The organism is Treponema primitia ZAS-2, assembly GCF_000214375.1.
Lineage (GTDB): Bacteria > Spirochaetota > Spirochaetia > Treponematales > Breznakiellaceae > Termitinema > Termitinema primitia.
Map to the genome: position 1 here is coordinate 2,844,879 of NC_015578.1, position 26,394 is coordinate 2,871,272.

A 26,394-nucleotide genomic window follows, 5' to 3' on the forward strand; every position below is an offset into this window, starting at 1 on the left:
AATAAGCCTTTTTCAACGGGCATAATATGCTATAAAGTGTATTTGGGCAAGAGAGATGAAAAAATATGCCCTTAAACCAGGAGTTTTGTATGCACCAGGATACCCTTCAGAACGGCCTTCCAGCTGAGTATACCAGCCGCCGGGTCCGCAGCCCCTTCCCCATAGACGGGGATTTGACCAAACCGGCATGGCAGGGGGTACCCAAGTCCCCCCGCTTTGTGGACATGGTGTCCGGGGAGCCCGCCTTTTTTGACACCCGGATGGCAAGCCTCTGGGACGAAAACAACCTGTACCTCGCCTATTGGCTGGAGGAACCGGCCCTGCGGGCCACTATGACCGAGCGGGATTCCCTGGTTTGGTTTGATAATGACGTGGAACTCTTCCTGGACGGGGAGGATTGCTACTACGAGCTCGAAATTAACACCCTGAATACGGTGTACGAGGTCTTTTTTATCTACCAGGATGCCCTGAAGCGGGGCACCAGGTTTGATACCCCGGAATTCGACCTCTACCAGCGGGATGTGGATGTACTCTGCGGATTCCAGGACAGCAGCCGGTACAAAAAACACCCCCGGGGCAAACGCTGGGCCTTCATGGACTGGGACTACCCGGGTCTCAGGACCGCAGTACAGACCGCAGGGACCATCAACGATCCCTCCACGGTAGACCAAGGCTGGACCGTGGAAATCGCCCTCCCCTGGGAAGGCCTGAAAAAGCTGCTCCCCAGCCGGAGCTTCCCCCCCGCCGAAGGGGACTCTATCCGGGCGGCTTTCTTCCGCTTTGAAGCCCTGCGCTACCACAACAAAACAGTGGCCGAAAGCCCCGGCTGGGCCCTGAGCCCCCACGGAGTCTACGATTCCCACATCCCGGAAAAGTTTTCCTATCTCCACTTTACTGAGGCGTAAGGAAGCGATTGATTATCAGCAGGGAAAATATATAATGGACCCTTCGAGTCCGGCAAGTTCCTGCGGAACTTGCTTATGGTGAACCATTCTTCCGGAAAACAAAAACCTCGCCCTAAAGGGCGCGAATAAAAGGCCCCATCACATCATTGACAAATAGAGTTATTTGTATTATATTTACATTGTAATAAAGTACAAATGAAGGTATATATATGGCTCATTCAAGCGTAATTCAGGTCCGCCTTGATACGGAATTAAAAAAGGATGCAGAAAGCCTGTTTTCCGATCTGGGACTTGATACCCCTTCGGCTATACGGCTTTTTTTAAAAAAGGCCGTAGCTCACAACGGTATCCCCTTTGATGTCATCCGGCAGGATGATTTTTATAATCCCCATAATATGGCCCACCTAAAAAATGTTCTGGCGGATCTTAATGCCGGAAAAGGCGTACAACATAATTTGATCGAGGATGATGAATAATCTGGTTTGGCATCCTGCCGCCTGGGAAGATTATATCTATTGGCAAGGGCAGGATAAAAAGATCATAAAGCGGATAAATTTACTTATAAAAGATATTTTCAGGAATGGAAATGCCGGTATAGGAAAACCCGAACCCCTGATTGGTAACTTAACCGGTTTGTGGAGCCGCAGAATTGACGAAAAAAATCGCCTTGTCTATCGAATTATGAATTCAGATGTAGAAATTGCCGAATGTCGAACTCATTATGGCGCTAAATAGCTATTTCCGGGACCGCCGCTTTTTTAACCTTCCCAACCACTTTTTGTAATAGGTATTGGTTTATTTTATACAGTTTATCCCTTTTTATAGGTTACCCGAAGCGAATTTGCTTTTTTTATAAATCAAGTTCCCCGGAAGAGCTATACTTTGATAAGAAAAGGGCGGAAATCTAGACAAAAAATTTAGATATTCTGCACTTTTCGGCTTTTTACTGGAATTATTCAGGATTTTCAGTGTAAAGGCGGGGTCGGTATGGCAATATTTTTAAAAAAAGTCCTACTTTGGGCAGCAGTACTGCTGATTATCTTCTTTTTTTCCTGTGAAAACCCTATTCAGCCCGGTTTGGGCCCCAAGGCAGACGTGGTTCCCCCGAAATTTCACTTCGGGATAAGCCCCGTTTCAGGGAGCTTCATCAGCGGGACCACCCTTTTTACCGGGACATCCTGGGATGATATAAAGATTGCCAAGGTAGAAATCTTCCATAATAAACAGTGGCGGGATATCACTACCCTTGAGATAGGCTCCGGCAAGTGGACCTATGCCTTTGATACCACCACCGAGCCCGATGCCCCCATGCTGGTACGATTCCGGACCACCGATACTTCCGGGAAAACCACAGAGACCGAGCAGCTTTCCTACACCATAAAGAACCGGCCACCCCGGATCAGATTGAATATCCCGGGTATTGCGGAACTTGACTTTGATAAGGAAAACTTAAATACCCTTCTGGCAAGGAAGGAAAACCATATTCCTGTGGTAAACGATCTTATGGGCCTGGCAAGCGACACCCTGGGTATCAAGCAGGGCTACCCCCGGATCATGTTCTGGCCCAGGGAATATGATACCGATGGGGATGGCATTATTGATACTAATGACTATGTGCCCGGTGAGGGAGACACAAAATACGGGGTCTGGCGGGCCGCCGATATGCTAAGCGACAAAGATGGTAAATTGGCAGTCCAATTCAGCTACCCCCTGGTTAAACCGGTTCCGGTTAACGGCGCCTGGGAACTGCCCGAGCCGGGTTCCCGTAATTTTGAATACCTCGAACCTGGGACCTACCGGTTCAAGATTCAAGTCGAGGATATGAACGGCACACTAAACACCTATCCTAACCGGACAGACAACACTATTAGAGATGAGGAAACAGGAAAAGTTCCGGTTTCGCCGGAGCAGCACCCCAACCAATATATACAGGTTCAGCTTATTGCCACCACAAACCCGGTGATAAAAATTCTGGGTAAATTTCCTTCCTTCTATAACGGGAGCAGGGATTTTATAGTAAACATGTCTGTAACAGGAGCCAATCCCATAGAAAGAGTCCGGGCAAAAATAGGGGACGGAGATTTCAACAGTGGAACTATTTTCAGGGTATCCCACTCCGGTGGAAACTTCTACACCCTCACTATTCCTCCCTCAGGTATAACCATTAAGGGGCAGGGAATACTGTACCTGGAAGCTATGGATATTACCGGGAGGAGCGCCGGCGCCAGCAGGGACTTTGTGGTTGACCAGACGCCGCCCAGGGTAGTGATCAACGAACCGGCCAACGGGACCCAGGTAACCAGTCAAACCCAATTCAAGGGGATCACCGAGGACAGGGAAACATCGGTAAGCGCCCTCTACTATGCCCTGGGAGAAGAGGAAACCAGGATGGTTTACCCCAACAGCGACGCTATCTGGCATGATACAGGCCTGGGCGCCGGGGGAGCGCCCTCGAACCTCATTACGCCCATCCCCAACAGTTGGAGCGGCAGCATCTACAGCTGGACCTGGACCTTTGACGATATTGGCTCTATCGCTTCTATAAATCACCCTGAATTATATGTAAGCCCCTATGGGAATCCCTATGATAATCTCTGGAAACTTCCTTTAAAATTAAAAGCCATTGACGCCGCAGGTAATGTAACTATATTAAACCACTTCGTAATTATTGACCCTGACAGCGACAAGCCCAGGGTTAGCATCAACAGCCATAGTAACAACCAGGTAGTTGGCGGCGAAGTCCGCATCAGCGGTACTGCCACTGACAATGAGTGGATCCACGGTGTTGAGGTACAAGTACGCAGGCAGCCGGATGGGCAATATACCAACACAAACAGTAATACCTGGGGGAATCCTATTACCGGAAATTACGGAAATGGTTTTTGGGCGCCCGCCACCATAGTGGGCGCCAACGGATCCATTGTAAGCTGGTACTATAATCTGAACGCCTCGGGGAATCTGGATCCTATGGACAAGGACCAGCGTTTGGTGGAAGTACGAGTACGGGCCAGGGACGCCTATCTCTCAAATCCGGAACTTCCCAAATCCTACAGTCCTGAAAGTTCAGTGGCCCTTATATTTGACAGTGCCGTTCCTACCATCAGTGATATTACCATTGTCAAGAACGGTTCTGTAAATAATTACAGTTCCGGCCTTATGGTTTCCGGTAGTTTTACTATCCAGGCGAAGATACGGGATGAAGGGGGCATAAACAGTATTAAATGGCGGGGTGAAGAGCTGGGAACCTATTTGGAGCTTCTTAACCGGAACAATCCCGGCAGGGATCCCTGGGTTGAACTTCCCCCGATCAGAATGCCCGGGAACACCCTGGTCAGGGGCAAAAAATACCTGATAAGAAGCGGAAGGCCCGGCCTTTTTACCCCCCTGGGCGCTTCCCCCAATGACAGACCGGGAAACTGGTTTATCGCCCGGAGAGACGGCGCCGTTCCTCCGGGGGGATCGGTCTTTGAAGCGTCGGATTTCGGCGGGGTGCAGCTTTTTGAGTATACCCTGAATATACCCAGGGATACCAATTCCGCTTGGTATTCCGGCAGATACCTTAACAATGCGGGATACTACACTCTGGATATCCAGGCCCAGGACAACACCGATCCTGTGGCTTTCATGACCCAACACACCATTAGTCTCCAGATAGACAACTACTACCCTGAAGGTTCCTATACGGGAAATTTCAACGCCACCACTGCCCGCTACTCCCTTTCCGGGGAAGGGCGGGATACCGGGGCCGGGATTATCGTCCAGGGCGTCGATATGATCGCCGCCTGGTTCTCAAGGAAGATAAACGGCGCCGATACCTACATATCCCTCAGGGAAAAGGCTATGGGCCCTATGCCGGCTTCTGATTTGACCACTCTGATGGTAAAATCAGGAGGCGACAGAAACGCTGCGCCCTATTCAATCCCCTTCCCTAAACTGTCTTACAGAACCGATCCTGACCGGACAGCCTATTCCAACAGGTCAGTCCTGGTGATTAACAATAACGGCGTTATCACCGGCGCCGACGGGATCAGCCGGTTCTACTCCTTTACGGGCAATCCGGAAAAAGTATGGTCTGCGGAATTTGACACCACAGGTTTGTATGACGGTCCGGTAACCCTCCACTATGCAATTTTTGATAGAGCGGGCAATGTCAGCTATTACACCAAGGGCCTGATAATCAAGAACAACCCCCCGGTTATTACCAGGGTTTCCCTTAAAACGGACATGGTGGGCCATGCCCCGGGCAGTGAAGTCTGGACTGCTAAGGATATTACCGCCAACTGGGAGTCCACTAACTTTACCAGCCGTAATAAAACCCTGCGTTTTTCCATCTATTCAAACGGAGGCAATAACGCTATCAACTACCGTGTTAGTTATATTACTGGGGAATCCCCGGTGGACACGGATATCACAAATCTTATCCCGGGGAGGGTCTACCGGATCACCAACGAAGGGGACGGCTCAGCCTGGCTTTCTGTGGGAGCGCCGGATCATATAGCAGGGACGGCCTTTATCGCCTCAGGCCCGGCGTATACCGGGGCAAGCGGCAAGGCCAGGGAGATACTTATTTCCAATACCGCTTCTCAGTCCAAGGCTGGCATTGCTCCAGCCGGGGTGAACCGCATTGACCTCAGTTTTACTGCAGCAGACTTCGGAACCGGGGGCATCCCCGATTCCGACCTGGCCGTTCCCAACCAGGCGCGGTTCTTCCTGAAGGCATGGGATACCATGGTGAGCGGGGGAACCGAACTGGAACAGCTTTCAAATTTCAGGATACTCGGCCTTAACATTGACAATATCGACGAAACAGAACCGATGATTGCCATCGCCCCATTTGGGAAACGGTTCAGGGTTCAACAAGACAGCAGAGATGCGGACAGTATCCTGGAACCAGTGGCTGCCTATACGGAAAATATCGTTGTTTTAGGCAGCGGGGTTTCTGCGGGCCATGTCCAATACGCCGAACACAGTAACGATAAGGTTCCTGATGTCAGCGGCAGTGTTATTATTCTGGGAAAGGTCGCGGATAACCAGCGCCTCACCCACATTAGCGCTCAGATAAGCGGGTTTGACGGCGGCGGCGGCGTGGGGCAGGAATTCATCCTGGCCCAGTGGGATGACCGTGTATCCGCCATTAGGCCGGTGGCAGAGCACACCGTTTCCGATGTGGCTGAGAGAAATGCCGACTGGGGCTTTGAGACCCTAAGCGGGAGAGGGAACTTTACCCTGGAATACGGCCATGCATTAAACTGGAAATTTGCCTGGAACAGCGCAGCTATCGCCAACAGGGTGGCCCATGATGTGACCATCACCTTTAGGGTTTATGATATCCGGACAGGCGGCGGGCCGAACAGCGCTTCTTCCGCCCGGATGCTGGTGGATGTGGTTCCCTATATTGCCAGGATAGATTCGGGGCTTTCCTCAGCCTATCCAGCCCAGCCTTCGGCCTTTGACCGTTCAGCCCTGGGTTGGTATCCGGTCCGGGATAATGAAACTATCTCCATCAGGGGCTTTAACTTCAACGGCGCCGCTACAAAGGTTACCCTAAACGGAAGGGGGCTCAGTATTACTCCGGTAAACGGGGAGGAAACCACCTGGATAAGAGCCGCCCTAAGCGCCGCCGATGTTTCAGGCCCCCTGACGGTTTGGGTGAACAACATTGAATCCAATAACAACCGCAATGATAATACCGCGTCCTACAACAGGGAACCCAATGGTTTGAACAACAATACCCTTACCGATGACCGTAATCTGTATGTATGGAGCATCCAGCCCTGGATAAACAGCACAGCCCTGTCCAGTCCCTTCATGCGCATGGACAGCGGAAGCCATGTCTATATGTCCTACGGCAGGGAGACCGACACTATGTACTTTAACAAGGATAGGGTCGAACTGGATCTCCTGGAACAGTGTTTTAACAAGTACCACAATACTACTGTGGCATCTGATTCCAGCGGGAATATGTACGGCGCCGCCACCAATACTGACCGCCTCACCAACGTTCCTGACCGGGCAACATCCTTCACCTTCTACAGTTGGGGGGCGGGCTCCCAATCCCTGGGGAGGCAGTCCCATTACCATGCCGGTACCAACAAACGCCGGCTGGAACTGAGCTATAACGGCAGTACCGGCATTTACGATGTTGAGCGGGTGCAGATACCCCGCATCGCCGTTACCGGTGCCGGGACTCCCGGGGACCCCGCAAAAATCTACATGAGCTACTACGACGGAAACAACAAAAATAACCCGGTGATATTCCGGTACGGGCTTAGCACGGGACCAAATGCCTTAACCGGCGGTATTGGGACTGATCTGTTCAACAACAATCCGGGAACTGCGCCAAGCGCTCAGGTGATTGCCAATAACAACACTTTCTATAAGGGCGGCTTATATACCGCAGCGGGCGGCCTGAGTAACGGCCGGGGGGTTATCGCCTGGCATGATGCCCCGGGCCGGCGGCTGATGTATTCCTATTCAAATACCCTGGATCCTTCCACCATGTCCACCCCCGACTGGCAGGCAAACGCCAAAGTTATTGACGCCGATTTCGCCGGGTGGTACGTAGACCTGGCGGTGGACAGCGATAACGGCATCCATATCGCCTACTACGCCAACAGTACAGGTGACCTCAAATACGTTTACCTGCCTTCCTACTATGCAACTCCCCGGGTAGTTACCGTAGATTCCTACCTCTCGGCGGGCACTAAACTCATGATCACTGTCCGGAAGGAGAATGGCGTACAGATTCCCTATATCTCCTACTACCACGCTTCATTTAGCCAAACCTCAAATTCAGTACGGGTGGTTTGGAAAATACCGGGTACTCTTACCCATGGCGCAATAAACGACATCTATACCGGCGCCTGGGAGGCAATGACCGTGCCAACTGCGAACATACCCTGGGATGAATATGTCTGTAACGGGGTCCCCACCCGCAGAATCGATACCGGCCCATTAAGCATGGTGGACCTCACTAATAGTGTGTTCATAGGGTATCACACGGATAAAAACTATGAGCGGGCGTATATAAAGAAGTAAGGATGAATAAATGGAAAAAATAAGCGATGGAGAAAAATTCCCTTGGAACCGTGTTCCCCGGCTCCTGAAAGCAGCCATTATTGCCGCCGCAGTTTTTCTGGCAGGAGGCATACTCTGGCTCATCCTCTGGCCCCGGCCCACCTGGTATGTGGAGGAGCGCTTCGTCATGGATTGGGAATTTGTGCTCAAGCGTAACGATCCGCCCTTTACCCGCATCAGGGCCTATACCCCGGAGAAAGGGCCGCCCCGCCGGGGAACGGGCTGGATCATCACCGGGGATTTGGGAGATAGCGTCGGAGATTCGGGAGATAGCATCGGAACTTCGGAAGGCAGTGTCAGAGATTTGAGAGACAGCTCCGGGGATTTGGGAGGCAATGTTGGAACTTCGGGAGACGCCTCCGGAAAAGCCTGGGGCGCCGTGCGGATTATGCGCTTCCCCGATGAAACCCTCAGCGAGGTCTCAGGTGGAGACAGCCCCGACAGCACCCTTGCGGACGCCGGGGAAAACCGGGACACCCTGCTTTTAGCCTTGGACCCCTGGCTGGTATTCCGCAAACACTCCCATCAGGGACTGTCCCGGAACCGGGCCGAGGCTGCCGGAGAGGGATCACTATTATTGCCCGGCGGAGAAGACGAGGCGCTTTGGGCATGGGCATCCCAGCTTCTCCAGGAAAGACCCGGTATATTTACTGAGGAAGACGAGACCTGGAAGCGGACCCTGGAGGAGCTACCAGGAGACAGCCGTTTCTGGCAGGAAGCGCTACTTGCAACGCCGAATTCAGTCGGAGAATTCCTCGAGCTACTTGCAACACCGACAATAGTCGGCCCGACTATTGTCGGCAAGTTCCTCGCGCAGGAAAGCTACTGGTTTGACACGGTGGACCTGCTCCTTCGGCAAGGGCTGTCCTGGCTCTACGCCCCCCTGAGCCGTATGCGGGAACTGTCATCCTATGATATGGGGCTTCTCACCGCAGAGACTTTTCCCTGCAGGCCCGAGTGGAATGAGTACGGTCTCCAGGCGGAGATTCTCCAGGCCATACCCATGCCCGGCAAGGGGCAAACAGAAAAACTGGCGGTGGCTAAAGCCTGGCTTCTAAGGCCCGAAATTCAAACCGCCATTGCGGATCAGCTGAAGTGGATCCCCGCCCATCCCCAGGGTGAGGCCTATAACCCCATCAGCCGGGATGCGCAGCTGGCGTGGTTCAGCAGTTCTTTCTTGTGGCAAAGAGGACGGTAAAACCAGGGTTCCCGCCTCGCGCCCCTGCCAGTCCCGGGATGATGCCGAATGTTTTTTGTTTGCTATTCCTCATTGATCATTCCCCCGTGATGCCTAATTTCAAAAAAGATACTTTAGGGGCCTTTGGTCTTGCGAGCCGCAATAAGAGCATTAATAGCCCGATGGACATTCTGCCGAAATTGAACGGGGTTGTAACGAGCTTTAGTCGCGGTCAGCTTTTCTTTCAGTTCCAGCGAGATGCAGGACTCCATAAACCTCTGGTACGGGGTCTTCAGGTCCTTGTCGTAGGCCTTCACCGTCTTCGAACCCACGATTAATTTGCCAAGCAATTTTTATTGGGGACGAAGAAATTGAGGAGCGGACATCGGTATGCATAGATGCGACCAAGGACATTGTATCCCTTGTCAGTATCGTAGCGGGCAAACCCCACGTAATTTCTGACGAAGGCATTGTTTTTCTGTTCAGTGAAGCAATTATCGTTGCTGTGATGGGCTCTGCTTCTGGTGAGCAGTACGTTGACATGATTCCAAGCAGTTTTTGCCAGATTGACGTTATCCCTGTTGATAAACTCGCTGCCGTTGTCGGAGTGAATTTCGGAAACCGGGAAGGGGCTATGGTCCAATATGAACTGCAGCCAGGAGATAACCCATTGATGGGCCTTGTTACGCAGGGGGAAGAGGAATGTCCAGCCGGAAGCGACATCGGTGGCGGTGGGGGTAAGGCAAAACATGCCCGAATCGGCCCATCCGCAGTGATGTACCGTGTCTATTTAGCAAAATCCGGGGATAATCCGCTCTTCGTTGGTATAGCTTATCCTGATGGGAATTTGACGCATGAGCAACTGATCCCAAACCGGGTCCCGCTCAATGAACTTGTAATTTTTTTAGTGTAAACGGTAATCATAGGGGGACTCTGTCTTCCCCATAAATGATTGCGAATTGATTGAGGGCAGCACCCCAATCCCGTATAGGCATTGTCCATTTTCTGGAAATGTTTTTCAAGCCCATAAAAATTAATTTCACCGCAGCCTCGTCATTCGGGAAAGACTGGCGGTGTTTGATAATTTTTTGAATGGTGTAATTAACCGATTCAATGGCATTGGTAGTATACACCGCCTTCCGGTCTTTGTAGGGGACAAACCGGACTGAGTTCCGGACCATATGGACGATGCAAAGCTGGACCTCAGTTTTGGGGAACACTGCGGCAATGGCGTCGGGAAAGCCGGTCAGCCCATCGACTGCGGCAAAGAGGATGTCCTGTACCCCCCGATTTTTGAGTTCATTCATAATGCCCATCAAGAGGGGAACCTTCACTGCTTCGCAGTTCGGTTGAGGAACCAGAACTTGGCCCCTTCGTTCTGTTCAATCCAGAGCCCTAAGAGCTCTTTCTGTCCATCCAAACATATCGCCAAGGCCAAATAAACGGATTTTTTGACTACCGTAGCCCCATCGCGGATATTGACCCGCAGCGCATCCAGGAAAACTATCGGATAAAAGGGCTCAAGCGCCCGCCCCCGCCATTCGGCCGCCAGTTCCTTAACCTCATCGGTTACCCGGCTGATCACCTCAAGGACGTCAACGGCGTAAATGTCCTTGAGGTGATCTTGAATCTGGCACGTGGTCAGTCCCAGGGCGTACATCGAAAGGATTTTGTCATCGAACCCCCGAAACTCCCGCTGGTGTTTGGGAACGATTTGAGGCTCAAATGTTCCCTCCCGATCCCGCGGGACTTCGATCGGCATCGGCCCATTGTTGGTTCTTAATGCTTTGGTGTTTTTGCCATTCCGGCGGTTCGAGATTTGTTTTTCACCTTGGTCGTTTTTCTCATACCCAAGATGCTCGGTCAGTGCGAACCGAAGGTTCGAAGCCTCCATCGTCCGCTCCACCAGCGTTTTGGTTAGCTGTTTCATGATCCCTTCGGGCCCGTAAAAGTCATCGGGTCCATGATAGTCCTTCAGAATTGCATCCAGGACTTCTTTTGGAAAGGCCATACTTGCTCCTTCTAAGTAGTATAGCCGTTTACACTAATTTTGTTACAAGTCCATTTATTCCAAACTTGCCATTTAAAGATTTAACATGGGTTCTGTAATATTCGAGATATTCTCCTGATAATTCTTACAATTCTTTTGACCACATTTTAAACCCCAATATTATAACTCGATAAGTAAATATAAGAATTGATATTTATATATTCAAATTATGGCCAATCTATCGAGATCGAGAGATGTTTCTTGAGGCTGTTTCAAACAGCCTCAAGTTAATGTATATTCAGTCTATTATTTTTATTTAGGTTTTGCAATTCCTTTTGAAGCCATATACCAAATTTCATTACTATATTTATCATCGCACATTGCAAATATTATATAAACTTCTGCATTAGCTCCTTTAGTTTGAATTGTTCCATAAACATATTCCCATACAGACCAAAGCCCGGCTGAGTATTCATTTAAGTCTAACCAAAATTGAGTCATTATTTTGCTTGGTAACCCTCCTGTAACAACTTGTAGCGAATCATAATCTAAAAGATAAGTAAGACCGTCAACAATCACTGAATCGCCTCCACCAGGATACGTGTCTAAAATTCTTATTAGTTCACTAGTTTTTTGATCACTACTTACCGAAGACCAATTATAATCAACTGGTAATTTTCCTGAACTTAAGTATGTTAATCGATGAAGTACTTGAGGATAAATTACATCAGTTGGTAAGTTAGTTGGTAAGTTAGTTGGCGTGTTGTTTGTTGTGTCGCAACTAACCAATAAAGCCATTAAAATAAATACGACTAAAAATCTTTTCATTAAGAAATCTCCTTTTTCATTTTATATTCGTCGATAATATTTTGAACTCTCAATACAAAATTTCAATTTCTATATATATTAGTAATATTTGAAATTCAACTATTTAATTCCTAAACTAGTTTTTCATTATCAAATATTACGTTTCCATTCTTTGGCTTACTTTTGACCAAGGTTTTAATATTCAAAAGTTTTTCCCCCACCAATAACAACTTGTCTTTATTAGTGTCATCCAAATTATCAAAATTATTAAATAACTCTTTTACTTGAATCTCTTCATCATCCATAAACGCCCCCCTTTAACTGTCCCTTTTTCAAAACGGATACTATATAAAAAAATCCGGGAAATCTTCAAAACTTCTTTGAGTAATAATACCCACATAGAGGGAATTTAACACCCGTCAATATAATTGTCAATAGGACTACAAAATATCTTAATTTCAGACTATAATTGTCATAAATAACTGTATAAAAAAACATACACCTGAATTATCTTGAGTTAAATAGATTTATCTGTTATGGTGATAATAGGAATATATAGGACTATGAGTACGGTATATGAACGGATTAAGGAAATACGAACCCGATTAGGAATTTCTCAAGTTGAGTTTTCAGAACGGATATTTATTGGTAAAAGTTTTTATGGCGATATTGAAATTGGAAAAAAGAAAGTTAACAAACGGATTATTTTTATCATATCTAAACAGTTTAATGTAAATGAAGAATGGATTAGCACCGGAGAAGGTGAAATGTTTACAGATAACCCGCCCGACATTAGAAAAGAGAAATTATTAAATATTTACAATCAACTTGAAGGTTCTCTCCGGGAATGTTTAGTTGAACAATCTGGTGTCCTTTTAAAGTTCCAAAAAGAAAATAACAATAAAAAAGGATGATTTGAAAATCATCCTTAATATTTTAAATTGAAAATTTGTTATTTCAATTCTCTTGAAGTTTTAAGAAGATAGATTTTATCATTGGTAGTAATGACAAGCCGCCAAGTTGGGTAAGGATTACCATGAAGTATTTCTTTAACCTCAAGAGTTTTACAATCACCGGAAATGATTTTGGAAACGGTGTCCTCGACTTTAATATTCTTGCTTTCGTCCTGAAACCAAGACTTGATTTGATAATCAGAAAATGTCTTAATAGTTTCATCTTGATTATTCTTTTTCATTTTTAACATCCAAGTTAAATTATGAATTTGATATAAGATATTAGGATTTTGCATTCAAAATTGAAGATTAAAAATTAAATATCTTATATTCAGGTATAAAGGTATTCCAAAAGTCCTATGGTTTAACAAGAAGGGGCCTAGATTTAATTTTCTTGACATGGTATATATAAGCCACATATAATTATGTCTGGAATTAAACTAGGAGCTCGGATTAAAATATAAGGGGTAGGGAAATTTATATAAAGTGGAATTTGACTAACATCAACCCCGGCCATAATGAGGAGATGCTGAAGAAATGCGATGAACTCAGCGGGTACAGCATTTTTGTTGACAAAGTGCGGGAATACTCAGAAGCCATTCCCGATGCAAAAAGTGCTTTTAAAAAAGCAATCGACGACTGCATAGAACACGATGTTCTGCGCGATTTTTTGAAATCACATTTAAGCGAGGTATTAAACATGTTGTTAGCCGAATGGAAAAACGTGAAATGGGGCGAAGTCCAACGGGAGGAAGGCCGGGAAGAAAAAGCCAGAGAAGATGCAAAGAATCTTCTTGCCCTGGGTGTAAGCCCGGAAACGGTAGCCAAAGGCGTTGGCCTTGACATGGAGACCGTCAAGAAGCTCTCCGCAGAATAAGCAAATGTGGCGGATACTGCGCAACTTGCAACGCAGTTTCCCGCGCAGGAAAAACATAACAGCGAGTATGCCGATTATCAAGCCTGTATTAGATTTACGGAACTACATAGAAGTCCTTAGTGATATAGCAACAGCCGGAGGAATACCCTCTCCATGAATTTGCTCCTTTTACTTTTTCTCCCGGTCCTTCTTTACGCCCAAACCCAACCTGAGGCAGTTTCGCTGCCTTTAGCGGATTATGAACTGCTCCTGCACGGTTACATCGAACAGGATTCCCAGGGGAAGCGCCTGACCCTGGAAGCGGAGCGTGCCGGCCTGGAACTGCAACGCTATGCCCTGGATACCGGCATGGCTTTTACGGTGAGTTCCGGGGATGCGGTCTTTGCCTTTTCTCCGGCTGGGATGGCGGTTTCCGCCGAGCCTGGGGTGGAGCTGGGCTTTCCCAATCTGCGGAATACCCGGGTGAACATGGCTGCTCCACTACGCACCAATGGTGATACCCTGTCCCAATACGGCGCTGATGTTTCGGTGAGCACCGAACTGATTACCGGTCAGGGGGATGCCCGGAAGGCGGGGCTTGAGGAGAGCCGGCGGCGTTTTATTGGCGCAGTACAAAAGGCGGATGATCACAGACAGCAGGCGGAAAGGGCGTTCTGCCAGGTGTTAAAGGAACTGCTTTCCCTGGAGGATGCAATCCTCAGAGCACGTTCTGCGGCGTTGGAGGCCGCGGGGGATCTGGAAGAAAAACGGGCCGGCGGTTACGGCGCTTCCAGCGTGGTCTGGCGGACCGCAGAACTGACTTTGCGCAGCCGCGATCGCGAGCTGGGGGAGGCGGAACGGAAACTGGATCTGGCTTTGAAGGAATTTGCCGAATCCTGCGGGGTGGAAAAGGCGGGGATACCCGAAATGGTGCCCGCAGAAAAACTGCTTTCTATCGATTCCTTTGACCCAAAAGAATACGCTGAACTGGAAGAGGCACTCTGGGTTCATGGGCTAAATAACCTGAAACGCCGGGGAGAGAACCGGCTCTTTACCCTGAATGGGACTGCAGGGTATTCCTGGCGGAGTACTCTGGCTGCAGCCGGGAACGGGGGGAGCGCCTTGGACGAAACCCATGTTTCTACAGGGCTGGGACTTTCACGAGGCGGTCTTTCCCTTTCCGCAAAAGTGTCCCTGCCCATAGAAAAAATGGGTGAGCCTGCCATCACCCTGGGGTTTCAATGGAAACCTTCGGGATGGAAAATAGCAGGCCTGGATTCCCGGCTCCGATCCCTTGCCGCCAGGGAGGAATTGCTGGCTATTGGGGAAGCGGAAAAAAAATTCGGTACCCTGGTAAGCGACTATGAGCGACGGAGGGAAGAGCTGCTCTGGCAGCAGGGGACCTATGAAGAAGAAGCGGATTTGTATAGAATAAACGCAGATGAACAGAAAACCTGGTTTGACCGGGGGGTAATCCGGGAAAGGGACTACCAGGATGCGGAAACCAATTACCGCATGGCCCAAAACCGCCTGCTCACCGCCGGCATTGACCGGAAACTGTACAACCTGGAATTAGCAGGGCTGTTTAAGGAAAAAAATGAAGAAGAATAAAAAAAAGGTAATTTTGGCGATTATCATCCTTATCCTGCTTTGCGGGGGCGGATTATTTTTCTTTTTACGAAAAGGACACAGTACTACTGGGAAAGGTGAAGCGGTTTATACAGTACAGGAAGAAATGTTCAGAAATGTTATCGAGATTGCCGGTAATATTGAAGCGGCCCAACAGCAGAATATCCAGGCTGCCGGGGACGGCACCGTGGAAGCGGTTTTTGTTAAAGAAGGGGATAAGGTCAGGGCGGGACAGATATTCTTTCAGTTGGACGATTCCCAGGAACGGTACAATCTGGCGAGCCACGATTTTCAGATGAACCAGGAACGGATCAGCGGCGCTTCAGGCAGGCTTGCCCTGATGGATAAACAGCGGGAAGTGCTGTTGAAGAAGATTGAAGATCGCCGCCTGGAAGCCCGGTTTGACGGGGTTATCGGCAAGCTCACCCTGGCCCAGGGGGACTATGCCAAGGCCCAGGATATTTTCGGCTACCTCATTGACCGCAGCTATCTTAAAGCCACCGTAGAGGTAGTGGAGACCGATGCTGCCCGGCTTAAGGCGGGCCAGCGGGTCAGGCTTGTGTTCCCCAGCTATCCTGATATGCGGGTTGAAGGACTGGTACTTTCCTATCCTGCGGTGGGCCGGATCACCAGCCGGGGCGCCACGGTGCTGGACACCCAGATCCGCATTGACAATCCCCCGGAAGAGATCCTGCCGGGCTATTCCTTTACCGGGGAAATTTTCGGGGGCGAAGAAGAGCGCATCCTGACCGTGGAAGCCGCCGCCATTGCCTATGAAAATGGCCGCAGTTATGTGGAGCGGATCGTTTCGCCTGAAAATTCAGAGCGGGTAACAGTAGAAGTAATCCCTTATGGTCGCAATATGGTAAAAATTCTGTCGGGCCTTGAAGGCGGGGACCAGTTGAAGGGCCAGGCAAAGGCGGAAGGGTTTTCTTCCCCCCGGCGGGGACGGGGCATGTCGGTCCGGGTGGGAAGATAATGGCATTGATAGCCCTGGATGGGGTGCACAAAACCTACCGCATGGGGGAAACAGAGGTTCATGCCCTAGATGGGGTTTCCTTTGCCATAGAGAAGGGGGAATTTCTTTCCATCATGGGACCTTCGGGATCCGGGAAGTCAACCTGCATGAATATGATTGGCTGCCTGGACAGGCCCAGCTCGGGGGAAATCCGCATCGATGGGGTCAGTACCTCCCAAATGCGGGAGCCTGAGTTAGCGTTGCTGCGCAATAAAACTATCGGCTTTGTGTTTCAGCAGTATCACCTTATCGCCAACATGAGCGTCCTGGAAAACGTGATGCTTCCCCTGCGTTATCTGGGCCTGTCCCTCCACGAACGGAAGGATCGCGCCCGGGAGGTACTGGAGCGGGTGGGCCTGGGGGATAGGCTGAAGCACCGCCCCCAGGAGCTTTCCGGGGGGCAGAAGCAAAGGGCCGCCATTGCCCGAGCCACGGTAACCCAGCCGGCGATCATCCTGGCCGATGAACCCACCGGCGCATTGGACAGCGAGACCGGGCAGTCGGTGATCGATCTCTTTAACACAATACACAAAAACGGTGCCACTATCATCATCGTTACCCACGATCCGGATATCGGGAATGTGGCCCACCGGCGCATCCATATCCGGGATGGAAAAATCACGGAGGACGAATTTGTTTGAGGATTTTATAAATGCCCTGCGGAATTTCAAATCCAACAAAACCCGGACCTTCCTGTCCCTCCTAGGGATCATCATCGGTGTGGCCTCGGTGATCATGGTTACCACCATTGGCCAAAGTGCCACAGAAAATGTAAAGCGTTCCCTGGGCCAGGCGGGGCTGGATCTGGTGCAGATTCACCCGGGATGGGCCATGAACCGGTCCCAGCAGATAGAACTGAATGAAAATTTCAGGAACGAACTGGCATCTTCAATCCGGGGAATACGAAATATCGTTTTTAACAATGATTTTGGCGGGCATCTGCGCTACGGCAGCCTGGATCTGGGAATTTCCATCCAGGCAGTGGAGCAGGATTACTTTGCCATAATGGGCATAGCCCTGGATTACGGCAGACTTTTTTCGGTCACCGAGCAGGTTCTGGGTTCCCAGAAGATGATCCTGGGTTCCGAAAGCGCCCGCTACCTCTTTCCCGAAGGGAACGCCCTGGGAAAAACAGTAATACTGCAAATGGATGGATACATAATGGGTTTTGAAGTGATAGGGGTTCTGGCGGAGTCAGACAGCTCCGGATTTCAAAACCCTAACCAAACCAGCTTTGTTCCCCGGAGCGTCTATACCCGGAAAATCAACCCCGGGGATACCAAAGCTGGGAACATCCTGGTCCAGGCGCTTGAGCAGAACACTACCCCCCGGATTCAAGCCGAAATCCAGGCCCTGGGCCTGGAAAAAACAGGGAACGAACAGGCACTAATGGTGTTCTCCATGCAGTCCATCCTGGACCAGTACAACCAGGTCATGGGCTCCATGAACCTGCTCCTTTCGGGGATCGCCGGCATCTCTCTCCTGGTTGGGGGCATCGGTATCATGAACATCATGATCGTTACGGTGACGGAACGGAAAAAAGAAATCGGCATCCGCAAAGCCCTGGGCGCCAGCCCCGGCGCCATCCGGACCCAGTTTCTGGTGGAGTCCGCTACCATCACCCTGGCCGGGGGCATCCTGGGCATAAGCTTAGGCCTGCTTCTGAGTTCCCTGGTAGTGTCTTCCTTTGGCTGGCCCCTGATAATACAGTGGCGGAACTGTCTGATAGCCTTTAGCTTTTCTGCGGTGGTGGGGATTTTCTTCGGCCTCCACCCGGCCCTGCGGGCAGCTAAGCTAGATCCAGTGGAAGCCCTGGCGGACGTGTAAAGGCCGCGCCCCTAAATAAAGTGCCGGACTTCCCGGTCCTCCTGGAAATCACTGGCCCTGGCAAGGGCGAAAGAAGCAAAACAGGCGATCATCACATCCAAAAAGGCGCCGGTCGCGATAAGGTAGAAGGCCAAGGGTTTGAGGATCAGGTACCCTGCCTCAAAGCCCCGGCCGTAACCCTGGCAGAGCACCGCCAAGGCTATGTAGGCAGCGTTGCCGGAATGACGGGCCAGGAGGAAGGAGATCAACACCGCCCGGAGGCCGATGGAGACCACGTCCGCTAAGGTCACCCCCAGGCTGGAATAGGATTTGATGATCACAATAAAGGCCGCCGCCGCCACCATGGCGCTCCCGGCCCGGCCGAATGCGGTAAAAAGGGTTACCGTAACAGTATTCGCACGGCGCCGGACCCCGAAGTTTTCCTTCACATGCCGGAAAATAACCGGAATAGAAAAGTTGATGTCCCCGGAAAAGAAGGCTGCAATGGCGGGCCCCAAGGAGCCGTAGAGCAACACCCAGGGATTCACCCTGGGTTTGAGAAAATAGAGGAGCAGAGGCAGGATGACAAAACCCAGTAGGGCGCTGAAAATCCAAAGCAGGGCGATCAGGTCCCGGAACACATCCGCCTGAAGGGCCCCGTGGAAACGTATGGCCCAGTAGGCTGCCAGGACTATGATGATCAATCCAAGGATCTCCGAAAAGAAGGAAGCCACATGGTAAAAAATCCGGGAAAGGGAATCCACCAGGGAGATCACCGACTTGGTATAGTTCCGGTCATAGGACAAGCCCATACCCAGAAAAAAGGCAAACACACAGAGGGGCAGAAGGTAGACCCCGTCGGAGAAAAGGGCAGTGAACATATTGGAAGGGAAAAGTTGAAGTACCGCTTCGCCTACGTCCAGGGAAGCCAGCTCAATCTGCTCTTCAATCAAAATCGGAATACGGCCGGGGGGGAAAACCATGGTGACCAGGATCCCTGCGGAGATCACAAAAACAGAACTCCCCACTATTAATAGAAAAGAGCGGAAGAGCAAACCCCAGAACTGGCCATCCTGCCTGAGCTCGTAGATCGCTATGGTAAGAGAAAAAACAAGGATAGGAACCGTTCCGTAACGGCCTATCCCTATGGCCATTTTTTCTAGCCAGCCGAGAATTGAAAGAACCCGCAGATTATCATAGGGCAGGATGTATCCAAGGATGATCCCCAAAAGGGACCCGATTAACAGTTTAAGCCAAACCTTCATTACAAGAGCATACTTGAAGGCTTCCCCCTCGTCAATTAAGCGGATATGATCCGGGTATGAAAGATACCATCAGTTTACTGAAAGAATCGGAGGCCATGCTGGAGGGACATTTTCTCCTCTCCTCGGGGCGGCACTCGGACCGGTATTTCCAATGCGCCCGGCTCCTCCAGCACCCGGATCGGGCAGCGGAAGCCCTGGCAGGGGTGGCGGAACGGCTCAGGGCGGACATGAAGACAGGGAAACTCGCCCTGGACGCCATTGTGGGCCCCGCCATGGGGGGGATCATCGTTGCCTACGAGCTGGCCCGCCAATTGGGTCTGCCGGGCTTTTTCACCGAGCGGGACGATACCGGAGCCATGGCCCTGCGCCGGGGCTTTCAGGTTAGCCCGGGGATGAGGATACTTATCGCCGAAGACGTGGTCACCACGGGGAAATCCTCCGGGGAAAGCGCCGCAGTCCTGGAAGCCGCAGGGGCCAAAATAGCGGCCCTGGCCTGCGTGGTGGACCGCCGCGGTCCCGGCCTTCCCCTGGCCTGGCCCCTCTACGCGGCCTGTACCGTGGAAGTGGGAAACTGGGAACCGGACAACTGCGAACTCTGCAAGCAGGGGATACCCGCGGTAAAGCCCGGGTCCCGCAAAATTCAGGAACCTAAGGGATAGTTTGTCCATGCCGAAACAGGCCGTCCTTTTCGACCTCTTCTTCACCCTTATCAACCCCATGAAGGAAGAATACTCCCGGGTAAGTGAATATTCGGTGTTGGGTATGGAGCGCCGGGAGTTCGAAGCATATAACGGCATAGACTACCCGTTCCGGGCAAGCGGCGGAATTCAGGACCCCTACGATATGGTCCGCCATATCCTGCGAGGCCTGGACATCGATGACAGCCTCATACGCCGGGCAACCGACGCCCGGCTTGAGCGGATCAGGCGGGGCCTCTATGGGGTTGAGAAAAAAAACCTGGGCCTGCTCCGGGACTTGCGGGAACAGGGCTTCAAGATCGCCCTGGTGAGCAACGCCGATGCGGCTGATGTGTACCACTGGAAAGGATCCCCCCTGGATGCCCTCTTTGATACAGTCGTTTTTTCGTACCATGCGGGGGTGCTGAAACCGGACCCCCGGATTTTCAGGCTTGCGGCGGATCGGCTGGGACTTCCACCGGAACAGTGTTTCTTTGTGGGGGACGGCGGTCATGAGGAACTGGGGGGCGCCAGGGCACTGGGGATGACAACGATTCTGACCACCGAGTATATTAGCGGACTCTGGCCCGAGCGTATTCCTGGGCTCAGAAATGATGCGGACTACGAAGTAGCCAGACTTGAAGATATCAGGGATATTGTCAATCAGCCAAGCCTGTCCCACAATTTAGTATAATGGTGAAATTCTTCTTACTATTCAGTTTTGCTTGACATGTATCTACGTAATGTATATACTTTTATGGTGGAGGAAAAAATGAATGTTACATCGGTCGTTTCAAAATGGGGTAACAGTCAAGCCCTGCGGCTTCCGGCGGAAGTAACGCGCCGTTTGGAACTCCATCCTAATGATAGGGTTTTTCTGGAGCTTGAGGATAATAAGCTCACCATAACCAAAGTCCCGGCGCCTAAAAAGGGGACCATCGAATATCTCTTTAAGGATTATTCAGGGGAATCCTTCAAGACTGAACTGATAAACCCCGAAGAAGCGCTTGGTGAAGAGCGGTGGTAGAAGGTGTGCCCACCCAGGGTGATATAATTAAAATAAACCTGGATCCGAAAAAGGGATACGAACAAATGGGGTATCGCCCTTATATTTGTCTGAGCAACAAGTTGATAAGCGACTATGCAAATATCGCGGTCTTTGCCCCTATATCAAATACCAAGCGCCAATACCCTCTGTATATTCCGCTTAAGGGGATCAAGACTACCGGCGTGGTTCTGCTGGATCAACTGGTGACTATTGATTACGCGGCCCGGCAATTCCAGTATACAGAAACGGTTTCCCCTGGATTTCTGAGGGATTTGCTCAATACCGTGGTACTGGTATTTCAGAATAACCAAGACGCAGATGGAGAATGATAGGTGGCAACGCAAGGGTGACAGGCGCCTTTTTCTTCCCACCGACTGAAGTCGGCCCGACTTCAGTCGGAGAGTTCCCCGCGCTACTTAGTTACCATGTCCCGCTGCGCTTCTCTCCGTAAATTGGCGGGATACGCAGGATCATGCCGGGCAGTATGAAATCCGGATCGCCCCGGAGGGGGAACGCGTCCTTGTTGGCTTCATAAATACGTCTCCACTGTCTCCAATCGCCGTAGATGTAACCCCGCTGGGCAATGCGAACTAAGCTGTCGCCATAGACAACCCGGTAGAAAGCGGCCAGGGCGGGGGATTCTTCTTCCTGCTCCACCGCAGTCTGCTCCGCCTCCGTAAGCCACTCCGTTTCCGCAGCCTCCGCAGCTATTCTGTTCGTTTCCAGCTGCCATTGGGCATCCATCCACAGGGTTGTTACCAGGCGGTCCGAGTAGCTCAGGGGCTGTCCCATGGTTTCCCGCCAGGTTCCCAGGTAGGGATACTGTTCCGCCAGTTCCGGGTTGGCTTCCTGTAAATACCGGTACTCCCGTTCCGCCCCGGCATAGTCCCCCTGCTCATAGCAGGTCCGGGCCAGGCCGAGCCGGGCCAGGATGTTTCCCGGTTCCCGCTCCAGGCTTTCCCGGTACAGGCTTTCGGCGTCATCATAGTGGCCCCGCACAAAAGCTATGTTTCCCAGGTTGAGCGCCACCGGGGCGTTTGAGGGTATGCGGCTTAGTTCGGTTTCCGCATTGAGGAGCATCCCGGTCTTTCCGTATAAGCCGCCCAAGTCGTTCCGCCGCACCATGGCGATCCCCGATGAAGAGGCCGCGATCTGCCCTTCCAGTTCCCGGGTCCGGGGGCGTATAAGAAACCCGGCATAGATGTTCAGGGATTCCTCTATGGCGTCAATAAGGCCGTCCTCATCGGGCAGCTCGGGCATCTTGTCCGCCGCATCACTGACGCTTACCGGCTTATAGCGGGCCCAGGATTCCCGCATGGGGAAGAAGCTGCCTTCTGATCCGGCGTCCCGCCATTCCTGCGCCCCGGTCCGCCAGGCCTGATAAAAGGGCGCGGCGGTCTGGGTTATCTCCAGGGGAACCCAGGCTTTCCCCCCCTGGTAAATCAAATCATCGGGGAGAAAAAACTGTTCCCGCCCTTCTTCTTCCGTGAGCCCCGAATCAAAGGCCATGTAGATGTGCCCCGGTATGGTGATAAACGCCGTGTCTATGCCCAATACTTCCAGCATCGAGCAGAACAGGATAGACAGGTCATCGCAGTCCCCGCCCCGGTAGTACAGGGTCTGGTAGGGATAGTTCAGGGTATCCAGGCTGCTTGCGTTTTCCGACAGTTCAATATAGGAGCTTGAGGGGTCGATGACATAATTGATGCCGTAGACCTTGAGGGCCTCAAAGAGGCCCAGGGCGTATTGGATATTCCGGGGGATACGCTCTGAGGAGCCCTTAAAGGGCCTGAGCCGGGTGTCGGTAATGGACTGCACATGCCGGGCAAAGAATTTTGCCGCCGGGTCCTGGGATGACACAAAAGATGCGGCCCGGCGGTCATCGTCCCAGCTCATGGCGTTCCGGTGGTAGATGGGCATTTGCAGGGGCAGTTCCGCCTGCTTAACCTGGCTCAGCGCCCGATAATCAATACGCAGGGACGCATTGGCGGTGATGTTTTCCGTCAGGTCCATCATGGCTTCATTAAACAGGGCGGTGACCGGGACCTCCACAGACTCCCCGGGCTTGAGAAGGGGTATGGTATAAAACAGGGTGGGCTGCCCCATGTACCGCTCCAGGTAAAAAGAAAGCTGCACATCGTTTATAGCGGTGGGTTCCTGGTTGGTGACCCGCACGGAAGCTAGGGGGTTATTTTCGTACCAGGCGTAAGAAACGGGAAATACCGACTCCTGGGTTTTCTTTTCCCCGGCAACCCTTGTCTCCTTGCGCAGTAATTCTAACAGGTCCAGGCGTACTCCCAGGTTAATGCCCAGGGTAGTGAGGGAACTGTCGGGAGTAATACTGTGCCAGTTGTAATCTGCGGCGGCATAGAGGGCTATAGACGGGGTAAGATGAAAATCCGCGCCCAGGCTCCCTCCCAGGCGCAGCCGGGTGTCGGCGGTATCATCCCAGGAGTAGTTGTAGGTAAAGATACCCCCGTTTCCTTCCACCCAGAGGGAGAGCCGGTCCAGGGCGCGCCACTGGAAAAAAAGCCCCAGCTTCCCCTGGGTAAAAACAATAGGGGACCCGGTTTCCACGGCAATCTGGAAAAACCCACCCCCCAGCCGTAGGCCCGAAAAAAACCGGCTTTGGGGCTTCAGGCTGAACGCCCACTCCGCCAGGCCTGCGGCCCCGAAACCGGGCACAAAGACGCTATCCCCCAAGGGAATGGCGGCGCCCGGGGAAAGCCGCAGGGCAATGCTGTTTTCGCCATAGGCGGCGGCAGCGGTAAGCAGCAAAAAGGCGATAAGCACAGGGAAAATCCGGCAGCATTTGTGCGCGGGGAACTTGCCGACTAAAGTCGGCGTTGCAAGTCGCACCACCCTACTCTCCCCGCTGCAGGGCCATCTGGGCCAGGCCGTTTTTCGCTGCGGCGTTTTCCGGGTTCAGCCCCAGGGCCTGCCTGAACCAGGCTTCCGCCCCGGTAAAATCCTTGTCAAGCAGGGAAAGGTTTCCCCGGTTGACCATCCCCGCCGCAGAGCCGTACGAAGCGGCCTGTTCAAAAACCGGCTTTGCATCTTCCGGGCGGTTGGCCCGCAGTAATAGTAAGCCCAACTGGTTAAATGATGCAGCCCCAGGATTGGCGCCGAGCTGGGCTTCCAGGGCCCCTATCTTAGGCTCAAGCTCAGTGGCAATGTATATGCCAAAGGCGGTGTCCACCCGGCGGTTTAAGGCCCCTTCCTCCGGCCGGGCGCTCTGAGCCTCCACCGGGGGAACCACCGGAGGATAGGCCGCCCAGGCATCGGCAAACCTGATAAAATCAAGGGCCTCCCCGGCTTCAAAGGCCTGGTTCAACCGTTTGCTTCCCCCTTCCCAACTGTTCATAAAGCCGTTATTGAAATTCGCCATGGAAAGGGGCATCCACATTTCATCATTGATAACCAAAAGATTTTCTATATTGGTAAAAAGACTGTCCGCGGCAGCCTGGCTTATACCTAAGGAATAGAGGACCATAAAATCATCCTCCAGGGGTATAATCGCGGCGGGAATGCCTGAGGATTCCAGGGTATTGGCGTAGAGCAGACCAATATCCACGGCGTTCCCGGAACGGAAAGCCAGGGTCTCCGAGGGGAACTGGATGCTGTCAATGTCAGTAACCCTGTTAGAGCCTGAGCCCTGCCTGAGCCCTGCAGTCAGAAGGCCCTCGTAGAGCCAGAGGGAAAACTGCATATTCTGGTTTAAGCCGGTGCGCCGCTTGCTCCGGGCCAGGCCCACCACATACTTGGCATACTCCAGGGGCGCCTGAGCGGTGGGGGATACAAAGGCCGCCAGGCTTGCGTTATCCCCCCAGCGGTAGGCATTGCGGTTTACCACCCGCACAGTACTACTAATGACCGCCGTCCGTTCCGAGCCCAGGAAGGTATAGCGGATCACCACTTCCCCCAGGATGCGGCCGTCCTCAGTAAAGTTAAGCAGCGCCGGGGCAAAGTCCGCATACAGGGGCAGGTCCGCATGGCGGCCCCGTCCGATAAAGCCGATATTCCCGCAGCTGATCTCCGAGGATGTATACTGCCCTGCCCGGAAACTTACCCGCACATTCCGTATCTCTGCATTTTCGTAGTTACTAATCCTGAGGGTCCCCGCGCCGTTCCGCTGGTAGAGGGACAGAAACAGGGGGTATACGGGCTCCTCCTGGATCAGGTCCAGATGCAGGCCCGCAGCGCTTTTGGTGGAAAGGGTAAACTGAAACGTAAGCCCAGCGTAGAGCCCCTGGTACAGGGCTCCGTCCCGGCGCTCGTTATGGTAATACCGGTAGCCGCCGTTCAGGGCAAAGGTGAAAAACGGGGCAAAGCGGAACCCCGCCTCCGCCCCGGCCCGCCAGTACCAGGAGGCGGCGCTGCCGTCTTCCTGGTGCCCATAATGCTGAATAGCCTGGGAAAGCCCAAAAGCCCCGTCCAGGGAAAGGGCAAGCCGGGAAAGAGGATAGCCGAAAAGCCGCGCCCCCGCCCCGGCGGAATAGATCTGGATATCCCCCTCCGCCCCCTGGGCAAGATCTGCGTAGATAAAAGCCCCTTCCAGGCCCAGGGAATACCCGAGCCCCCAGGGATTGGTAAGGATGCTGGAAACATCCAGGTCAAAAAGCAGATCCCCCCCGTAGCCCATGGCATAGAGATCGGCTACTTCGCCCTGGGGGAAAAGCAGGAAGGGCCGGGGCCGCAGGGTAAAGTCCAGGGCAGGAAGCCGGACGAACCGGCCAAAGGCCAGGAACAGGAGGAAAAAGAGGGCTTTATATTGCCGGGATATCATGCCTGTTTTGCCTTTTTTATGTGACCCTTATATGGAAATAATATCACGCTTGCTAATAAATTTCAATATTTTGTCATTTTTTTCGGAAAACGAAGCAAAATGGGGATACTAGGCGAATTCAGCGCCATGCGCCTTTTTTCGCCTATGCCCGGAGGAATATAATGATTAAATCAAAAATATTAACGGCCGTTTTACGGGAAGCTATGCTGCATTCATAACCCACAGTCACCTTAAAGTCATTACCATTCATGGGGATAATAGCTGCCTTCCGGGACAGTGATATTGAAGGTGTCCCCCGAGGGCTCAAGTACATAAAAGACCTTTTTCAAGGCATAGGTTTTTCCCCGTACCCCATGTATGGAGCCGCCGTGAAAAATACTTTAGCGGGAAATTATTTTTT

At 51.7% G+C, this 26,394-nt stretch carries 22 protein-coding genes and 1 pseudogene; 15 read left to right on the forward strand and 8 right to left on the reverse strand.

Going from position 1 to position 26,394, the window contains the following annotated elements:
* The first annotated feature begins 89 nt into the window (after positions 1-89).
* The 5 genes from TREPR_RS12360 (at position 90) to TREPR_RS12380 (ending at position 9,180) form a co-directional block, all read left to right on the forward strand.
* On the forward strand, positions 90-905 hold the full coding sequence (locus tag TREPR_RS12360) for a carbohydrate-binding family 9-like protein (protein ID WP_015708660.1): 816 nt from the start codon (positions 90-92) through the stop codon (positions 903-905).
* 209 nt (positions 906-1,114) lie between these two features.
* Positions 1,115-1,381, forward strand: coding sequence for a type II toxin-antitoxin system RelB/DinJ family antitoxin (locus tag TREPR_RS12365; RefSeq protein ID WP_015708661.1), 267 nt, complete (start codon positions 1,115-1,117; stop codon positions 1,379-1,381).
* Positions 1,371-1,640, forward strand: a complete 270-nt coding sequence (locus TREPR_RS12370) for a Txe/YoeB family addiction module toxin (RefSeq protein WP_041611182.1) — start codon at positions 1,371-1,373, stop codon at positions 1,638-1,640. Before TREPR_RS12365 ends, TREPR_RS12370 begins: the two co-directional genes overlap by 11 nt.
* A gap of 252 nt (positions 1,641-1,892) precedes the next feature.
* Entirely contained in the window at positions 1,893-7,943 is a 6,051-nt protein-coding gene (locus TREPR_RS12375) for a hypothetical protein (protein ID WP_015708663.1), read from the forward strand.
* A 10-nt stretch (positions 7,944-7,953) separates the two neighbouring features.
* Complete coding sequence (locus TREPR_RS12380; protein ID WP_015708664.1) at positions 7,954-9,180, forward strand: hypothetical protein; 1,227 nt, start codon at positions 7,954-7,956, stop codon at positions 9,178-9,180.
* Positions 9,181-9,493: 313 nt separating this feature from the next.
* On the opposite strand, the gene TREPR_RS18480 is transcribed toward TREPR_RS12380, so the two are convergent.
* The 4 genes and pseudogenes from TREPR_RS18480 to TREPR_RS18655 form a co-directional block, all read right to left on the reverse strand.
* The gene (locus tag TREPR_RS18480; protein WP_148257304.1) at positions 9,494-9,910 is read right to left on the reverse strand and encodes an integrase catalytic domain-containing protein; all 417 of its coding nucleotides are present in this window, start codon (positions 9,908-9,910) and stop codon (positions 9,494-9,496) included.
* Positions 9,911-10,079: 169 nt separating this feature from the next.
* Positions 10,080-11,170, reverse strand: a pseudogene (locus tag TREPR_RS12395) (IS256 family transposase).
* A gap of 291 nt (positions 11,171-11,461) precedes the next feature.
* Positions 11,462-11,977 (reverse strand): hypothetical protein, encoded by a 516-nt coding sequence (locus tag TREPR_RS18485; protein ID WP_148257305.1) that lies wholly within the window; start codon positions 11,975-11,977, stop codon positions 11,462-11,464.
* Between the two features lie 110 nt (positions 11,978-12,087).
* Entirely contained in the window at positions 12,088-12,261 is a 174-nt protein-coding gene (locus tag TREPR_RS18655; protein WP_015708667.1) for a hypothetical protein, read from the reverse strand.
* 258 nt (positions 12,262-12,519) lie between these two features.
* On the opposite strand from TREPR_RS18655, the gene TREPR_RS12405 reads away from it, so the two are divergent.
* Positions 12,520-12,870 (forward strand): helix-turn-helix domain-containing protein, encoded by a 351-nt coding sequence (locus TREPR_RS12405; RefSeq protein ID WP_015708668.1) that lies wholly within the window; start codon positions 12,520-12,522, stop codon positions 12,868-12,870.
* A gap of 38 nt (positions 12,871-12,908) precedes the next feature.
* On the opposite strand, the gene TREPR_RS12410 is transcribed toward TREPR_RS12405, so the two are convergent.
* The gene (locus TREPR_RS12410) at positions 12,909-13,151 is read right to left on the reverse strand and encodes a hypothetical protein (RefSeq protein ID WP_015708669.1); all 243 of its coding nucleotides are present in this window, start codon (positions 13,149-13,151) and stop codon (positions 12,909-12,911) included.
* 284 nt (positions 13,152-13,435) lie between these two features.
* On the opposite strand from TREPR_RS12410, the gene TREPR_RS12415 reads away from it, so the two are divergent.
* The 5 genes from TREPR_RS12415 (at position 13,436) to TREPR_RS12435 (ending at position 18,239) form a co-directional block, all read left to right on the forward strand.
* Positions 13,436-13,786, forward strand: coding sequence for a hypothetical protein (locus tag TREPR_RS12415; RefSeq protein WP_015708670.1), 351 nt, complete (start codon positions 13,436-13,438; stop codon positions 13,784-13,786).
* 153 nt (positions 13,787-13,939) lie between these two features.
* On the forward strand, positions 13,940-15,376 hold the full coding sequence (locus TREPR_RS12420; protein WP_015708671.1) for a hypothetical protein: 1,437 nt from the start codon (positions 13,940-13,942) through the stop codon (positions 15,374-15,376).
* Complete coding sequence (locus tag TREPR_RS12425) at positions 15,363-16,373, forward strand: efflux RND transporter periplasmic adaptor subunit (RefSeq protein WP_015708672.1); 1,011 nt, start codon at positions 15,363-15,365, stop codon at positions 16,371-16,373. Before TREPR_RS12420 ends, TREPR_RS12425 begins: the two co-directional genes overlap by 14 nt.
* Entirely contained in the window at positions 16,373-17,053 is a 681-nt protein-coding gene (locus TREPR_RS12430; protein WP_041611186.1) for an ABC transporter ATP-binding protein, read from the forward strand. The genes TREPR_RS12425 and TREPR_RS12430 overlap by 1 nt, the downstream gene beginning before the upstream one ends.
* A complete protein-coding gene (locus tag TREPR_RS12435) occupies positions 17,046-18,239 on the forward strand; it encodes an ABC transporter permease (RefSeq protein WP_041611187.1) in 1,194 nt (397 codons plus the stop codon). The genes TREPR_RS12430 and TREPR_RS12435 overlap by 8 nt, the downstream gene beginning before the upstream one ends.
* 11 nt (positions 18,240-18,250) lie before the next feature.
* Here the strand turns inward: TREPR_RS12435 and TREPR_RS12440 are convergent, their stop codons facing one another.
* A complete protein-coding gene (locus TREPR_RS12440; RefSeq protein WP_015708673.1) occupies positions 18,251-19,483 on the reverse strand; it encodes a dicarboxylate/amino acid:cation symporter in 1,233 nt (410 codons plus the stop codon).
* Positions 19,484-19,539: 56 nt separating this feature from the next.
* On the opposite strand from TREPR_RS12440, the gene pyrE reads away from it, so the two are divergent.
* The 4 genes from pyrE (at position 19,540) to TREPR_RS12460 (ending at position 21,537) form a co-directional block, all read left to right on the forward strand.
* Entirely contained in the window at positions 19,540-20,142 is a 603-nt protein-coding gene (gene pyrE / locus TREPR_RS12445) for an orotate phosphoribosyltransferase (RefSeq protein ID WP_015708674.1), read from the forward strand.
* Positions 20,143-20,149: 7 nt separating this feature from the next.
* A complete protein-coding gene (locus tag TREPR_RS12450) occupies positions 20,150-20,854 on the forward strand; it encodes an HAD family hydrolase (RefSeq protein WP_015708675.1) in 705 nt (234 codons plus the stop codon).
* Between the two features lie 78 nt (positions 20,855-20,932).
* A complete protein-coding gene (locus TREPR_RS12455) occupies positions 20,933-21,187 on the forward strand; it encodes an AbrB/MazE/SpoVT family DNA-binding domain-containing protein (RefSeq protein WP_169313426.1) in 255 nt (84 codons plus the stop codon).
* 5 nt (positions 21,188-21,192) lie between these two features.
* The gene (locus TREPR_RS12460) at positions 21,193-21,537 is read left to right on the forward strand and encodes a type II toxin-antitoxin system PemK/MazF family toxin (protein ID WP_015708677.1); all 345 of its coding nucleotides are present in this window, start codon (positions 21,193-21,195) and stop codon (positions 21,535-21,537) included.
* Between the two features lie 91 nt (positions 21,538-21,628).
* Here the strand turns inward: TREPR_RS12460 and TREPR_RS12465 are convergent, their stop codons facing one another.
* Complete coding sequence (locus TREPR_RS12465) at positions 21,629-24,070, reverse strand: tetratricopeptide repeat protein (protein ID WP_041611188.1); 2,442 nt, start codon at positions 24,068-24,070, stop codon at positions 21,629-21,631.
* A 1-nt stretch (position 24,071) separates the two neighbouring features.
* On the reverse strand, positions 24,072-25,994 hold the full coding sequence (locus tag TREPR_RS12470) for a tetratricopeptide repeat protein (RefSeq protein ID WP_015708678.1): 1,923 nt from the start codon (positions 25,992-25,994) through the stop codon (positions 24,072-24,074).
* Positions 25,995-26,394: the final 400 nt, after the last annotated feature.